Here is a 14777-nt window from a genome sequence, read left to right as displayed (position 1 = left end):
GTCGGGCATTGTACGCGACGCCCCGCGCCGACGCCGGCGCGGCACCGGGGCCCGCTCATACCCACCCCCGCGCCGCCAGCGATACCGGCGCGCCGTCGCCGATCACGAAGTGGTCGAGCAGGCGCAGGTCGACCAGTCCGAGCGCCTGCTTGAGCCGCGCGGTGACGGCGCGGTCGGCCGCGGAGGGCTCCGGGTTTCCGCTGGGGTGGTTGTGGCCGACGATCACCGCCGCCGCGTTCAGCGCCAGCGCGCGGCGCACGACTTCGCGGGGGTGCACCTCGGCGCCGTCGAGCCCGCCCCGGAACATCTCCTCGAAGGCGATCGCACGATGCCGCGTGTCGAGGAACAGGGCGGCAAAGACCTCGTGGGCATGTCCGCGCAGGCGCTGGGCGAAGTAGCGGCCGGCGGCCTGCGGGTCGGTCAGCAGGGCGCCGCGCTCCAGGTCGGCCGCCAGATGGCGGCGGCCCAGCTCCAGCGCGGCCGCGAGGGTGCAGGCGCGCGCCAGGCCGAGGGCGGGCAGCCGGACGAGATCCTGCGGGGGGCGATCGAGCAGCGCGCGCAGGGGCCCGTGGGCGCCCAGCAGTTCACGGGCGGTGGTGACCGCGTCGCGGCCGCGCAGGCCCGACCCGAGGAAGATCGCCAGCAGTTCCGCGTCCGACAGCGCCGGCGCGCCGCGGGCCAGCAGCTTTTCCCGCGGACGTTCTTCGGCGGGCCATTCGCGGATGTGCAGGCGGCGGCGGGTCATGGGGCGGCCAGTGGCGATGGGTGGGCGGCGATCGGTGGGTGCCGATCGGTTCGCGGAGGGTTCCCGGACGCGGCGGACGTCTGGCTGCGGGGGGACCTGGCAGGCCAGCGGACCGGCGTGGTGGCATCCGCCGCGCCCGGGAGGAGTCCATCCTCGCCGCGGGGAAGGACGATGGGGATCGGGCGCCGCAGCGTGGTGCGTTAAGCTAAACGCCCGTATTGCGGTAGGAATCTGGCCGAACCGATGTCCGACGTCCGCGCCCGCCTGCAAGGCCAACGCATCCTGCTCTGCGTGTGCGGCGGGATCGCCGCCTACAAGGCCGCCGAACTCGTGCGCCGGCTGCGCGAGGCCGAGGCGCAGGTGCAGGTGGCGATGACGGAGGAAGCGACCCGGTTCGTCGGCACCGCCACTTTCCAGGCCCTGTCGGGCATGACGGTGCGGACCTCGCTGTGGGACGAGGCGGCCGAAGCGGCGATGGGCCACATCGAGCTGGCCCGCTGGGCCGAGCGCGTGATCGTTGCCCCCGCCACCGCCAACACGCTGGCCAAGCTGGCCCACGGCTTCGCCGACGACCTGGTGACCACGCTGTGCCTGGCCACCACGGCGCCGATCACGGTGGCGCCGGCAATGAACAACCGGATGTGGCTGCACCCCGCCACCCAGGCCAACATCGGCCTGCTGCTCGAGCGCGGCGTCCAGGTGGTCGGGCCCGACGACGGCCCGCAGGCCTGCGGCGAGTTCGGCCCGGGCCGGCTGAGCGAGCCCGACGCGATCGTGGCCGCCCTGGCCGGGGCGATGCGATGAACCTGGCCGGGCTGCGCGTGCTCGTCAGCGCCGGACCGACCTTCGAGGACCTGGACCCGGTCCGCTTCATCGGCAACCGCAGCAGCGGGAAGATGGGCTTCGCCATCGCCCAGGCCGCCGCGCAGCGCGGCGCCGACGTGGTGCTGGTCGCCGGGCCCGTGTCGCTGCCCACGCCGCCCGGCGTGGCGCGCGTGGACGTGCGCAGCGCCGCGCAGATGCATGCGGCGGTGATGGCCGCGCTGCCCTGCGACATCTATATCGGCGCCGCCGCCGTGGCCGACTTCACTCCCCTGCGGGTTGCGCCCGGCAAGATCAAGAAGCAGGCCGGGATGGAGACGCTCACGCTGGAGCTGGTGCGCACGCCCGACATCCTGGCCGACGTGGCGGCGCATCCCCGGCGGCCGGGCCTGGTGGTCGGCTTCGCGGCGGAGACCGAGCAGGTCGAGGAGTACGCGCGCGGCAAGCTGGAACGCAAGCGGCTGGACCTGATCGCCGCCAACCGCGTCGGCCTGGCCGGCAGCGGCTTCGAGGCCGACGACAACGCGCTGGTGATCTACGGCCGCGAGGGCTTCGAGCAGGCCCTCGGTCCGGCGCCCAAGACCGAACTGGCCCAGGCGCTGGTCGACCTGGTCGCCTCGCGACTGCACCGTCCATGACGCCGGGCCCCGTCCGGCGCGCGCGCCGCGCCGACCTGCCCGTGATCCCTGCCGGTGCTCTGGCCGCCGCCTCTGCGGCCGATACCTTCTCCTTCATCCCCCGGTCGCTCGCGCCCGGGTCCCGCCTGGCGATGCCGCCCCGATGAATCACACCCTCGAAATCCGCATCCTCGACAGCCGCTTCGGTGGGCAGTGGCCGCTGCCCGAATACGCCACGCCGGCCAGCGCGGGCCTGGACCTGCGGGCGGCGCTGGACGCCCCGCTGGTCCTGGCGCCGGGCGACACCGCGCTGGTGCCTTCCGGACTGGCGATCCACCTGGGCGACGCCGGGCTGTGCGCGGTGATCCTGCCGCGCTCCGGGCTGGGCCACAAACATGGCATCGTGCTGGGCAATGGCACGGGGCTGATCGACGCCGATTACCAGGGGCCGCTGATGATCAGCGTATGGAATCGCAGTCGCGAGCCTTTTACGATGCAGCCCGGGGATCGGATTGCGCAGCTGGTCGTGCTGCCGATCGTGCGGGCCAGCCTGCAGGTAGTGGACGAATTCGAAACCAGTGCGCGCGGAGCCGGCGGCTTCGGTCATACCGGCGTGCGTTGAACAGGAAAACAAGATGACCGACGGCAAGCTTTCGATCCCTCCCGCGCAGCTCAGGCTCGCCCGGCTCTTTGCGGCCGTGGTCCTGCTGGGCCTGGCGGCCTGGATGGGCTGGAATGCCTGGATCCTGTATCGCGACAGCATGCGGCGGGACTCGGTCGAAGCCGCCCGCGACGTAGCGGTGGAGACGATCGCCCGGGGCGTGGCGGACGAACAGAAGCGGTTCGCCGCACAGCTGGCCTCCGCGCCGGTGCAGGCGGCCCTGGCCAGCGGCGACCTGCGCCTGGCGGGCGAGGCCCTCACCAGCGGCTGGCCGGGCGCCACCGAAGGCGAAGTGCTCACCCCCGACCTCGATCCGGCCTACGCCGGCCTGCCGAAGACCGGCTACGGCCGCCTGGCCGCGATGGAAGCCGCCCTGACGACCGAGAAGCCGGTGGCCTGGGTGATCGCCGACGGCACCGGCAAGCAGCGCCTGGCGCTGGCCGCCCCGGTGATGCAGGCCGGGGCGCTGACCGGCGTGGCCAGTGTCCGCCTGCCGCTGGAACCGCTCAGCAAGAGCATCGAGGGTGCGGGCATCGCATCGGGCACCTACCTGGCGCTGCGCCAGGGCGGTGCGACCCTGGTGGAAAAGGGTGATGCGTCGCTGACCGGCGCGGCCGAGGTGCTGTCGGCGAAGGTGCCGGGCAGCGACCTGCGCGTCGCCGCCGCCGTGCCGCATATCGCCGGTGCGCCGTTCGGCATGGGCTGGGTCGCTTGCGCGATCGCCGCCGTGGTGTTGGCGCTGCTGTCGCTGCTGGCGTGGTTCTCGCCCCGCCTGGCCGTGCGCCGCGGCGCCGTCGTCGACGAGGGCGAACCCGCCCAGACCCTGGGCGAGCTCAGCAGCACCCTGGCCCAGGCCCCCGTGGCCGTCGCCGTCCCGGCCGTGCCGGCGCCCGCGCCGCGCGCCGAGGTCGCGATCGATCGCGGCATCTTCCGCGCGTACGACGTGCGCGGCGTGGTCGGCCAGACGCTGGACGCGGGCATCGCCGAACTGCTGGGACAGTCGATCGGTTCGCTGATGCAGCAGCAGGGCCTGGCCGACATCGTGGTCGGACGCGACGGCCGCCTGTCCGGCCCCGAGCTGTGCGAAGGCCTGATCCGTGGCCTGCGCAAGGCCGGCCGCAACGTCATCGACATCGGCATGGCGCCCACGCCGGTGGTGTATTTCGCCGCCTACCACCTGCGCGCGGGCTCGTGCGTCTCGGTCACCGGCAGCCACAACCCGCCCGACTACAACGGCTTCAAAATCGTGGTGGGTGGCGAGACCCTGTCGGGCGCCGCCATCACCGACCTGTACGACCGCATCGCCGAGGACCGGCTGTTCACGCCCGAGACGATGGGCGGCCTGCGCACGCAGGACGTGGGCGAGGAGTACCTGCAGCGCATTGCCAGCGACGTGCAGCTCGACCGGCCGCTCAAGGTCGTGGTCGACGCCGGCAACGGCGTCGCCGGCGAGATCGGCCCGCGCGTGCTGGAGGCCATCGGCGCCGAAGTCACGCCGCTGTACTGCGAGATCGACGGCACCTTCCCGAACCACCATCCCGATCCGAGCGAGCCGCACAACCTCGAGGACCTGATCCGCATGGTCGAGCGCCTCGACGCCGACCTGGGCATCGCCTTCGATGGCGACGGCGACCGGCTGGGCGTGGTCACGCGCGACGGCCGCAACATCTTCCCCGACCGCCTGCTGATGCTGTTCGCCGCCGACGTGCTCGAACGCAATCCCGGCGCGATGATCATCTTCGACGTGAAGTGCACCGGCCGCCTGCCGGGCCACATCCTGCGCCACGGCGGCAGCCCGATGATGTGGAAGACCGGCCATTCGCTGATCAAGGCCAAGATGCGCGAAACCGGCGCGGAACTGGCCGGCGAGATGAGCGGCCACTTCTTCTTCAAGGAACGCTGGTACGGCTTCGACGACGGCATCTACGCCGCCGCGCGCCTGCTGGAGATCCTCGCCATGCAGCCGGGCACGCCTTCGCAGACGCTCAATGCGCTGCCCGACGGCGTGTCCACGGCGGAGATCAAGGTCGAGGCGCCCGAAGGCGATCCCCACACCTTCGTCGAACGCTTCCGCAACCACGCGCGCTTCGAGGGCGCGCGCCTGTCGACGATCGACGGCCTGCGCGTGGACTTCTCCGACGGCTGGGGGCTGGTGCGCGCATCCAACACGACGCCGGTGCTGGTCATGCGCTTCGACGCCGATAACCAGGCGGCGCTGGACCGCATCCAGGCCGCGTTCCGCGAGCAGCTGATCACCCTGCGCCCGGATCTCAACCTGCCGTTCTGAGGTTGTCGGTCCGAGGGCGGTCTGCCTGAGGCGGTCGGACCAGGACGCACGCGCTGGCGCGTCCTGGTGCACGCACGCGGCGCGCCGCACTTTCCAGCGAGCACGGCGCCGCACTTTCCAGCGAGGCGCGGACTAGCGCCGCGTCGATCGGATCGGTCGTGGTGGCGCCCCGCCGACGGTGGCGGGGCGGGGCCGGTGCCGCCCGGTCAGCCTTCGCGAGCCGCCGAGCCGCCGCCCGCGCCTTCGGGATTCTTCAGCGCGCGGTAGCGCTCCAGCGCGTGGGCCAGGTCCTTGTCGATCTCGCTGCGGTTGCGGCGGTGCTGGACCAGCAGTGCCTGCTGGCGCATCAGCTCGCCATGCTGGTTGCGGATCGTGCCGGTGAGCGTGGCCTGGACCGGCTTGCCACCCAGTTCGGCCTCGCCCGCCTGGCGCAGCAGGCTGACCAGGCTCAGGCGCAGGCTGCCGATGCTGAGCTGCGAGGCCTTGATGGTGTCGTCGAGCAGCGCGATGCGCTCGCCGAAGGCGCGACGCAGGTCGGCCTCGGTGTCGTAGGACTCGGCCATCGCCAGCTCGCGCATCCGCTGCGCGGCGGCGGCAAAGGCGGCCTGCTCGGCGATGGCCGTTTCCTGGGCGCGGGCTTCGCGCTCGGCGGCGGTGAGGGCGCGATCGACCTTGCTGGTCGGCAGGCCGCTGCGCGGGCTGATCTCGGTGCGCGCGCTGTCGACGGCGTTGGCCGGCAGGGCGTCGCCGCAGACGCGCTTGCCCGCTTCGTCCCAGCAGTAAAGCTTCTTGGTGGCGGTGACCGTGGCGCCCGGCTTGTTCGTGGGCGGGTTCTGCGCCTGGGTGGGGGCGGTGGCCAGCAGGGCCACGGCGGCGAGGGAAACGATGTTGACTGGCTTGTTCATGGGTCGGCTCGCATGCCGGCATGCACGGGATGGCTCAACTACAAGCAAGTATCACGCCACTGGTTAGCGCGGAGGCAAGGCGCCGCCCCCGCCGCGCCGGCCGATCCCGCTCAGGCCTCGCTGCCGTAGGCGTCGCGGTAGGCCAGCAGGGCCTCGCGCTGGGCGGCCAGGGTGCTGTCGTCGCCGGTGAAGTCGAGCAGGTCGCCCAGCGTGGCCACGGCGATCACCGGAATCGCGTGAAGGTCCGCGACAGATTGTGCCGCCGAGCGTCGGGAAGTGGCGGGGTCCACGGCCTCCTGGCGGTCCAGCGCGATCACGATGCCCGCCGCGGTGCCGCCGGCCTGCCCGATGATCTGCAGGGCTTCGCGGATCGCCGTCCCCGCGGTGATCACGTCGTCGACCACCAGCACGCGGCGGCCGGCGAGCGGGGCGCCGATCAGCGTGCCGCCTTCGCCGTGGTCCTTGGCTTCCTTGCGGTTGAACGCCACCGGCAGGTCGCGCCCGCGCCGCGCGTATTCGCACGCCAGCGCGGTGGCCAAGGGAATGCCCTTGTAGGCCGGGCCGAACAGCAGGTCGAAGCCGACGCCGGCCTCCTCGATCGCATCGGCGTAGCTGCGGGCCAGGTCGGCCATCAGCACACCGGAATTGAACAGGCCGGCATTGAAGAAATACGGGCTCACGCGGCCGGACTTGAGGGTGAACTCCCCGAAGCGCAGCGCCTGCGCGCGCAATGCCAGCTGCAGGAAGCGGGAACGGTGGTCGGTCATGGGCGCGCGCTCGCAGGTGGGGTGCGCGATTTTGCCGCAGGCGGCGACGGCGTGCCCGCCTGCGCGATGGCGGCCTGCGTCGGTCGCCGCGCAGCGTCCACCAGCACACGCGGCCACGGAGCCTGTCCGGCATCCCCGCGAGCGGCACGCGGGGTTGCCGACGGACCCCTTCCGGCCCTCGCACGCACGGGTCGGGCTCCAATGTGTCACCTGCGAGGGGTTCGCGCGGAGCCTGGAAGCTGCACGCAACTTGTTCGCAAGGGCCCGGCGGGGACCGGAAGGTGCACGCGAGGACCCCGAGGGCTCCGCGCGAACCCGCCCAGGGCTCCGCTTGGGGGCCCCGGGACCTGCGTGCGCAGGCCGGCCGTGCTCCTGGCGAGGTGCGCCGACGGGTGCGCGAGGCAGTCGCGCGGGTTCGCGGGGAGCTGACCAGCTCCGACCGACCTGCCGCGACCCGACCGCGAGCAGCCCCTGGGCTCCGTCCACGGGTGGATCGGGCTGCGTACGCGCGGCCCGAGGGCCCTTCCGTCGCAGCCTCCCGCGCCCCACGGTGGTATCCCGCAACGCGCGCCCGATCAGGCCGCCGCGGCCGTGCCGGTACGCACCGGTACAAACCCATCCCCGCGCCGGGTAGTCTGGCGCATTCGACTGGGCTGCCCCGTTCCCGATGCGCATCATCAGCTTCAACGCCAACGGCCTGCGGTCGGCCGCCACCAAGGGCTTCTTCGACTGGTTCGCCGGCGAGGACGCCGACGTGCTGTGCCTGCAGGAAACCAAGGCGCAGGAGCACCAGCTGGAAGATGCCGCCTTCCGGCCGGCCGGTTACCACGCGTATTTCAAGGACGCGAGCACCAAGAAGGGTTACAGCGGCGTGGCGATCTACAGCCGGCGCGAACCCGACCAGGTGCTGACCTCGATGGGCTGGGACGCGTTCGACGACGAGGGGCGCTACATCGAGGCCCGCTACGGCGAGCTGAGCGTGGTCTCGTTCTACATCCCGTCGGGATCCTCCGGCGAGCTGCGCCAGGGCTTCAAGTTCGAGGTCATGCAGTGGCTGCAGCCGATCCTGCAGCAGTGGCTGCAGTCGGGTCGCCAGTACGTGCTGTGCGGGGACTGGAACATCGTGCGCAGCGCGCTGGACATCCGCAACTGGAAGTCCAACCAGAAGAACTCCGGCTGCCTGCCGGCCGAGCGCGACTGGCTCAACGGCCTGTGCATGGACGGCACCGGCTGGGTCGACGCCTACCGCGCGCTGCACGCGCAGGGCGAGGACTACACCTGGTGGAGCAACCGCGGCGCCGCGCGCGCCAAGAACGTGGGCTGGCGCATCGACTACCAGTTCGTGACGCCGTCGCTGGCGTCGGCGCTGCGTTCCTGCGCGATCCATCCCACCCCGCGTTTTTCCGACCACGCCCCTTTCGCAGTCGACTATGACCTCTGAGCAGACTTCCAGCAGACAAACCGGTTGGCGCAGCGTGGCGCGCAACCTGCGCGACCCCAAGGTGCTGGCGATGCTCCTGCTGGGCTTCAGCTCCGGCATCCCGATCTACCTGGTCGGCAACACGCTCGGCTTCTGGATGCGCAAGCAGGGCATCGAGCTGGACACCATCGGGTTCCTGTCGTGGGTCGGCCTGGCCTACTCGTTGAAATTCTTCTGGGCGCCGCTCGTCGACAAGACCGACGCGCCGCTGTTCGGCCGCTGGCTGGGCCGGCGCCGCGGCTGGATGCTGCTGTCGCAGCTGGCGGTCATCACCGGCCTGGTCGGCATGGCGTACGTGCAGCCGCGCATCGGCACGCTGGTGGTGGCCGGGTTCGCGCTCGACCACCTGCTGGTGTTCGGCGTGATGGCGCTGCTGGTGGCCTTCGCCTCGGCGACCCAGGACATCGTGATCGATGCCTGGCGCATCGAGAGCGCCGAGGGCAGCGAGCAGCTGGGCCTGATGACGTCGACCGCCGCGCTGGGATATCGCAGCGCGCTGCTGGTCACCGATGCCCTGATCCTGCTGGTGGCGGCGTCGATCGGCTGGTCGCTGTCGTACGCGGCGATGGCCGCGGTGATGGGCGTGGGCATCGTCGCGGTGATGCTCGCCCGCGAGCCCGAGCGCACCGTCATCGCCGTCAGCCACCAGGCCGCGCCGCTGTGGACGCCGCGCGGCATCTTCGACGCGATCGTCGGGCCCTTCCTGCAGTTCTTCCGCCAGCACCGCAGTTCGGCGCTGGTGATCCTGGCCGCCATCAGCGTCTACCGCCTGGCCGACTTCGTCATGGGCCCGATGGCCAATCCGTTCTACGTCGACCTGGGCGTGAGCGAGACCGTGGTGGGCTCGGTGCGCAGCACCTTCGGTCTGGTGGGCACCTTCGTCGGCATCGCCGCCGCTGGCCTGGTGGCGGTCCGCTTCGGCGTGATGGCCGCGCTGCTGGTCGGGGCCGTGCTGGGCCCGGGGTCGAACCTGGCCTTCGCCTGGCTGGCGTTCCACGGCCCGGACCTGACCACGTTCACCGCCGCGATGGTGATCGACAACATCGCCGGCGGCTTTGCCGGCACCGCCCTGATCGCCTACATGTCCAGCCTGACCACGCTGGGCTACACGGCCACGCAATATGCGCTGCTCAGCTCGTTCTACGCGCTGCTGGGCAAGGTGCTCAAGGGTTTCTCCGGCGTGGCGGTGCAGTACTTTTCCCAGGGACGCACGCTGCTGGAGGGCTACGGCCTGTTCTTCATCGGCACGGCGCTGATCGGCATCCCGGTGGTGCTGCTGTGCATCGCGCTGGCGTCGCTGAAGCCCCGCGAGCTCGCCGTCGACCCGGCGGGGTGAAGCGTTCATGACCCTGGCGCGGGCCAGGAAATAGATTTCAGCGCGGAACCCGTGCGAATCTCGCCCTCATGACCGACATCCTGCTGCGCGATATCGATCCGGTGCTGGCGGAACGCATCCGCCGGGTGGCCGAGTCGCGGCGGATGGGGCTGTCCCAGGCGCTGCTGCACCTGCTGGAGCAGGGGCTGTTCGCGGCCGAGGCCGAAATGAGCATGCGCTTCAGCGACCGTGACAGTTCGGTGCTGATGGAGGCCATCGCGGCGCTGGAGGGGGTCCCCAACGACCCCGGCTTCTCCCTGATCGGCCGCGTCCAGCGCCAGGACGAGCCCGAGTCCAACCAGGATTTCGGCTTCGACGCCTTCAATTTTCCGGGCGAGAAGGCCTGATCCGGCGCCCGGGTTCCGAACGGCAGCCGCCGCCCGGCTCAGGCCGGATGCACCACGCCCAGGACGCGCGGACCGCGGGCGCCGCTGACGCTGGGCAGGTTGCCCGGCAACCCCGCCAGGCACTGGCGCGCCAGCCAGGCAAAGCCCATCGCCTCGACGAAGTCCGGGTCCAGCCCGTGCGCGGCGGTCGACTCGACGAGCATGCCGGGCAGGTTCGCCGCCAGCGCCTGCATCAGCGCGGCGTTGTGCACGCCGCCGCCGCACACCAGCACCCGCCGCGTCTGCGGCTGGTGCGCGCGCAACGCGCCGGCCACCGTGCGGGCGGTGAGTTCCAGCAGCGTGGCCTGCACGTCGGCCGGGGATTCGGCGCCGGTCAGGCGCGCGGCCACCCAGTCCAGGTGGAAGACTTCGCGGCCCGTGCTCTTGGGCGGCGGCAGCGCGAACCAGGGTTCCTCGAGCAGCCGTCCCAGCAGCGCCTGGTCGCAGCGGCCGCGCCGCGCGAACGCGCCGTCGGCATCGAAATCGCGGCCCGTGTGCCGCAGGCACCACGCATCCATCAGTGCGTTCGCCGGGCCGGTGTCGAACCCGCGCACCGGGCCGTTGGCCGGCAGCAGGGTGAAATTCGCGATGCCGCCCAGGTTCAACACCGCCCGGTCCTCGTCGGCGGCATGGAGCAGCGCGTGGTGCAGCGCCGGCAGCAGCGGCGCACCGTGCCCGCCGGCGGCCACGTCGCGACGGCGGAAATCGGCGACGGTGGCGATGCCGGTGAGCTCTGCGATCACGTGGGCATCGCCCAGTTGCAGGGTGAAAGGAAACGCGCCGTCGAACGCGGCCCCCGCCGGACGATGGCGCACCGTCTGGCCGTGCGAGCCGATCGCGCGCACCGCTTCTGCCGGCACGTCCGCCATGGCCAGCAGGCCCTGCGCGGCGCCGGCGAAGTGTTCGGCCAGCCGCACGTCGAGCGTGCCCAGCGCGTCGATGGAATCGATCGCCGCGCCCTGGCCGAGCGCGATCAGCTGCGCGCGCAGGTCTTCAGGCCAGGCGAAGGTGTGCCCGCGCACCAGCTCGCAGCGCGTGTCCTCGCCGCCGGCGGGGCCGTGGAAACGCACGAGCGCCGCATCGATGCCGTCCGCGCTGGTGCCGGAAATCAGGCCGAGGAAAAGGTCGGGCGTGCTGGTGGACATGGGCCTGCCGGGCTGGGGAGTGTCGGGCGCGCCCACGCGGCGCGCCGTGGCCGATGCTAAGGGAGCGCGGCGGTCCAGGTCGATGGCGTTGCGGCGAGCGCAAAAGAAAAGGGCCGATCCGGTGGGATCGGCCCTCTCAGGCGGCGCCGCTGACGCGGACGCTCAGCCCTTCTTGCCCGGCTTGGAGGCCACGGCGGCCACCTTCGAGCTCACCGGCGAGACGTCGGCGTAGATGATGTTCTCCACTTCCTGGATGCGGGCCAGGGCGACGGAGGTCTGCTTGCGGAACTGCGCCAGCGGGCCGCCGGTCAGCGGCTCCGGCGGCGGCATCGTGATCGACAGCGGGTTGCGGTGCACGCCGTTGATGCGGAATTCGTAGTGCAGGTGCGGACCGGTCGACATGCCGGTGGTGCCCACGTAGCCGATCACCGTGCCCTGGCCGATGCGCTGGCCGCGCTTGATCTTGCCCAGGCGCGACATGTGGCCGTACAGCGTGGTGTAGCCGCGGCCGTGGTCCAGGACCACCGCGTTGCCGTAGCCGCCCTGCCAGCCGGCCGAGACCACCCGCGCGTCGCCGGCGGCCATGATCGGCGTGCCGGTGCCGGCGGCGTAGTCCACGCCCTTGTGCATGCGCATGCGGCCCAGCACCGGATGGCGGCGCGCGCCGAAGCCGGAGGTGAGGCGGGCATACGGGATCGGCATGCGGATGAAGCTCTTCTTCAGCGGGCGACCGTCGCCGGTGAAGTATTCGGGCTTGCCGTTGCGCTCGAAGCGGAAGCCGCTGTGCAGCTTCTTGCCGGTGGTGAAGGTCGCCGCCAGCACGGGGCCGGTCTTGACCAGCTCGCCTTCGCGCCAGGTCTGCTCGACCACGACGCTGAAGCGGTCGTTCGCGCCGACGTCCTCGTTGAAGTCGATGTCGTACTTGAAGATCTCGCCGGTGAGCGTGTTGACGTTGCTCGGCGACAGGCCCAGCTTGCGCGCCGAACGGAACAGCGAGCGCCCGACCTTGCCGCTGAGCACCACGGTGCGGGTCTCGGTCTGCCGCTCGATGACCTTCTCGCGGATGTTCTCGCCATCCAGGCTCAGCTCGACGCGGTGGCTGTCGCCGCGGTCGAAGCGCAGGCCGCGCAGGGCGACCTGCTGGCCCGGCGCCGGCACCGGCACGTCGAACTGCAGTTCCATGCCGGGCTTGAGCCGGCTCAGGGATTCGCGCGCACCGGGCTGCTTCATCACGCGCTGCAGCGTGGCGGCGGGGATATTGAACTGTTCGAACAGCGCGCCCAGCGTCTGGCCGCGTTCGACGCGGACGGCCTGCCAGCTGTCACCCGGCTGGCCGCGCAGGCGCGCCATCGGCAGGGTGGGCAGCGGGAGCGCCATTGAATGTAGAGCTGGCGTGAGCGGCGTGGCGGGCTCGATCGCGCGGAAGCCCGGCACGATGGCGGCCACGAGCATGCCCAGGGTGGCGAACAGGCTGGCGTGGGCCCACTGGCGACGCGACCAGCGTCCGTTGAAGCCTTCGCTCAAATGGCGTGCCAAGACGGGGCGATGCAGCACCGATTCGCGCAATGCGTCCAGACGTTGACGCCGTTGCGCGCGTGCTTCGGAATTGATCATGCCCACTGCTCCCCTGATGAGTACCGGCCCCTGACTAGGCGGACCGTTCTGTTGCGCGTTGCACGCGTGTGATGCGCGTGCGACGGGGGTACCATAGTCACGTGAGCAGTACACGTCAAATCATTGACCGGTAAAGGAATTTTGACGTGCAACCCGGTTTAACAGGGTGTTAACCTCTCCCTAACGAATTTCACGTCCGGGGGCCTGTTCAGGCTCACGACAAAGCTGACGAGAACCTGAATCGTGCCTTCATCTGAATTTCATGCGGCCATGGAGCTCATCGCCCGCGGCGCGGACGAGATCCTCAAGCGGGACGAGCTGGAGTCGCGGCTCGCTTCCGGCCGGCCCCTGCGGATCAAGGCCGGGTTCGACCCCACCGCGCCGGACCTGCACCTGGGCCATACCGTCCTGCTCAACAAGATGCGGCAGTTCCAGGACCTGGGGCACCAGGTGGTGTTCCTCATCGGCGACTTCACCGGGATGATCGGCGACCCCACCGGCAAGAACGTCACCCGCAAGCCGCTGACCCGCGAGGACGTGCTGGCCAACGCCCAGACCTATTCGGAGCAGGTGTTCAAGGTGCTCGACCGCGAGCGCACGGAAGTGCGCTTCAACAGCGAATGGTTCGGCCAGATGTCCGCCGCCGACATGATCCGCCTGGCCTCGCAGCACACGGTCGCGCGCATGCTCGAGCGTGACGATTTCTCCAAGCGCTACGCCGCCCAGCAGTCGATCGCGATCCATGAGTTCCTGTATCCGCTCGTGCAGGGCTACGACTCGGTGGCCTTGAAGGCGGATGTCGAGCTGGGCGGTACCGACCAGAAGTTCAACCTGCTGATGGGCCGCGGCCTGCAGGAGCACTTCGGGCAGCCGCCGCAGATCGTGCTGACGATGCCGCTGCTGGAGGGCCTGGACGGCGTCCAGAAGATGTCCAAGTCGCTGGGCAACTACATCGGCATCAATGAGCCGGCCATCGACATCGTCACCAAGACGATGAAGATCGACGACGTGCTGATGTGGCGCTGGATCGAACTGTTGAGCTTCGAGATCTCCGTGGCGCAGATGGCGCAGTTCCGCCAGCAGATCCAGGCGGGCGAGCTGAATCCGCGGGATCTGAAGCTGCGCCTGGCGCGCGAGCTGGCGGCCCGCTTCCATGGCGCCCAGGCCGCGGACACCGCGGTCGCCGGGTGGAACGCCGCGGTACGCGGAGAGGGCGACACCGCATCGCTGCCGTTGCACGACGTCCGTGTGCCCGCCGAGGGCCTGCGCATCGCCGCGCTGCTGACGGCGGCCGGACTGACGCCGAGCAATTCAGAAGCCAACCGCAAGCTCAAGGAGCGCGCGGTGCGTATCGACGGCGAAGTGGTGGAAGACGCGCAGCGGCTGTTCGCGCCCGGATTCGAGGCCGTTCTCGCGGTGGGCAAGCGCACCTTCGCGCGCGTGCGGCTGGTCAACGAGTAAGTACGGCGCCGCGGCACGCGCGGGCCGCGGATTGGACGTCGAAGCGGGCATCAACGCGGCGGGTTAACCCGCCGCAGGCCGCGCGTTCCAGGGCGACGCAAAAAACCTGAAGAATTTCATCTGCACCCCTTCCCATTCCCCGCACACCCATGCACAATGCGCGCCCCGCTGATCGGGACGCCCTTGAGGGGCTGAACGGGACGGCGGGGAGCGGTAAGAAAGGTCATCACGAGGTGTTGACGGCCCTGAAAATCGCTGTATGATGTGCGGCTCCCTCGGGCACTTTGGTGCGACGGGGTGGAGCGAAAAAGGGGTGAGGCGCTGAGGCCGATCCTGCAGATCTTTGACAGTGTGCGCAGGTAACTTGTGCGGACGTCTGGCCGGTTGAAACTGTCCATAAGCAGACGTTCGTAACAGAGCAACAAATGAATCAAATGCAGAAATGCAAGCGAGTAATTTGAGTTCTGGAACGGGCTCTGCATTCAAAAGATTGGATCTTCGGATCCTGTAAT

At 70.5% G+C, this 14777-nt stretch carries 10 protein-coding genes and 2 pseudogenes; 7 read left to right on the top strand and 5 right to left on the bottom strand.

What is annotated here, in order from left to right; all coding sequences use genetic code 11:
- Positions 1 to 55: 55 nt before the first annotated feature.
- Positions 56 to 730 (bottom strand): RadC family protein, encoded by a 675-nt coding sequence (gene radC / locus I8J32_RS03705; RefSeq protein WP_407061006.1) that lies wholly within the window; start codon positions 728 to 730, stop codon positions 56 to 58.
- A 258-nt stretch (positions 731 to 988) separates the two neighbouring features.
- On the opposite strand from radC, the pseudogene coaBC reads away from it, so the two are divergent.
- The 3 genes and pseudogenes from coaBC (at position 989) to I8J32_RS03690 (ending at position 5132) form a co-directional block, all read left to right on the top strand.
- A pseudogene (gene coaBC, locus I8J32_RS03700) lies at positions 989 to 2205 on the top strand (bifunctional phosphopantothenoylcysteine decarboxylase/phosphopantothenate--cysteine ligase CoaBC).
- Positions 2206 to 2347: 142 nt separating this feature from the next.
- Positions 2348 to 2806 carry a dUTP diphosphatase gene (dut, locus tag I8J32_RS03695; RefSeq protein ID WP_200615061.1) on the top strand — a complete coding sequence of 153 codons (459 nt, stop codon included), beginning with the start codon at positions 2348 to 2350 and terminating at the stop codon, positions 2804 to 2806.
- A gap of 13 nt (positions 2807 to 2819) precedes the next feature.
- Positions 2820 to 5132, top strand: coding sequence for a phosphomannomutase/phosphoglucomutase (locus I8J32_RS03690; protein WP_200615062.1), 2313 nt, complete (start codon positions 2820 to 2822; stop codon positions 5130 to 5132).
- 206 nt (positions 5133 to 5338) lie between these two features.
- Here I8J32_RS03690 and I8J32_RS03685 read toward each other — a convergent pair whose 3' ends face one another.
- Together I8J32_RS03685 and pyrE are read right to left on the bottom strand one after the other, a co-directional pair.
- On the bottom strand, positions 5339 to 6037 hold the full coding sequence (locus I8J32_RS03685; RefSeq protein ID WP_200615063.1) for a hypothetical protein: 699 nt from the start codon (positions 6035 to 6037) through the stop codon (positions 5339 to 5341).
- Between the two features lie 110 nt (positions 6038 to 6147).
- On the bottom strand, positions 6148 to 6804 hold the full coding sequence (gene pyrE / locus I8J32_RS03680; RefSeq protein WP_200615064.1) for an orotate phosphoribosyltransferase: 657 nt from the start codon (positions 6802 to 6804) through the stop codon (positions 6148 to 6150).
- A gap of 667 nt (positions 6805 to 7471) precedes the next feature.
- Here pyrE and I8J32_RS03675 point away from each other — a divergent pair.
- From I8J32_RS03675 to I8J32_RS03665, 3 genes and pseudogenes are all read left to right on the top strand, one after another.
- Positions 7472 to 8245, top strand: a complete 774-nt coding sequence (locus I8J32_RS03675; RefSeq protein WP_207526760.1) for an exodeoxyribonuclease III — start codon at positions 7472 to 7474, stop codon at positions 8243 to 8245.
- Complete coding sequence (locus I8J32_RS03670; protein ID WP_200615066.1) at positions 8235 to 9620, top strand: AmpG family muropeptide MFS transporter; 1386 nt, start codon at positions 8235 to 8237, stop codon at positions 9618 to 9620. The genes I8J32_RS03675 and I8J32_RS03670 overlap by 11 nt, the downstream gene beginning before the upstream one ends.
- Positions 9621 to 9688: 68 nt before the next feature.
- Positions 9689 to 9907, top strand: a pseudogene (locus I8J32_RS03665) (hypothetical protein); the annotation flags it as partial.
- Between the two features lie 137 nt (positions 9908 to 10044).
- Here I8J32_RS03665 and I8J32_RS03660 read toward each other — a convergent pair.
- On the bottom strand, positions 10045 to 11190 hold the full coding sequence (locus tag I8J32_RS03660) for an anhydro-N-acetylmuramic acid kinase (RefSeq protein WP_200615067.1): 1146 nt from the start codon (positions 11188 to 11190) through the stop codon (positions 10045 to 10047).
- Positions 11191 to 11352: 162 nt separating this feature from the next.
- Positions 11353 to 12804 (bottom strand): M23 family metallopeptidase, encoded by a 1452-nt coding sequence (locus tag I8J32_RS03655; protein WP_200615068.1) that lies wholly within the window; start codon positions 12802 to 12804, stop codon positions 11353 to 11355.
- 270 nt (positions 12805 to 13074) lie between these two features.
- On the opposite strand from I8J32_RS03655, the gene tyrS reads away from it, so the two are divergent.
- A complete protein-coding gene (gene tyrS, locus I8J32_RS03650; protein ID WP_200615070.1) occupies positions 13075 to 14265 on the top strand; it encodes a tyrosine--tRNA ligase in 1191 nt (396 codons plus the stop codon).
- The last annotated feature ends 512 nt before the right edge of the window (positions 14266 to 14777 follow it).

This window comes from Lysobacter solisilvae, from assembly GCF_016613535.2.
Lineage (GTDB): Bacteria > Pseudomonadota > Gammaproteobacteria > Xanthomonadales > Xanthomonadaceae > Agrilutibacter > Agrilutibacter solisilvae.
Note: the sequence above shows the minus strand (reverse complement) of the source record. Positions and strands in the feature narration are given on the sequence as shown.

Excerpts from the sequence above, each read along its gene's own strand:
- I8J32_RS03685 (WP_200615063.1), bottom strand. The coding sequence starts at position 6,037 with ATGAACAAGCCAGTCAACATCGTTTCCCTCGCCGCCGTGGCCCTGCTG.
- I8J32_RS03660 (WP_200615067.1), bottom strand. The coding sequence starts at position 11,190 with ATGTCCACCAGCACGCCCGACCTTTTCCTCGGCCTGATTTCCGGCACC.
- pyrE (WP_200615064.1), bottom strand. The coding sequence starts at position 6,804 with ATGACCGACCACCGTTCCCGCTTCCTGCAGCTGGCATTGCGCGCGCAG.
- dut (WP_200615061.1), top strand. The coding sequence starts at position 2,348 with ATGAATCACACCCTCGAAATCCGCATCCTCGACAGCCGCTTCGGTGGG.
- I8J32_RS03655 (WP_200615068.1), bottom strand. The coding sequence starts at position 12,804 with ATGATCAATTCCGAAGCACGCGCGCAACGGCGTCAACGTCTGGACGCA.
- tyrS (WP_200615070.1), top strand. The coding sequence starts at position 13,075 with ATGGAGCTCATCGCCCGCGGCGCGGACGAGATCCTCAAGCGGGACGAG.
- I8J32_RS03690 (WP_200615062.1), top strand. The coding sequence starts at position 2,820 with ATGACCGACGGCAAGCTTTCGATCCCTCCCGCGCAGCTCAGGCTCGCC.
- I8J32_RS03670 (WP_200615066.1), top strand. The coding sequence starts at position 8,235 with ATGACCTCTGAGCAGACTTCCAGCAGACAAACCGGTTGGCGCAGCGTG.
- I8J32_RS03675 (WP_207526760.1), top strand. The coding sequence starts at position 7,472 with ATGCGCATCATCAGCTTCAACGCCAACGGCCTGCGGTCGGCCGCCACC.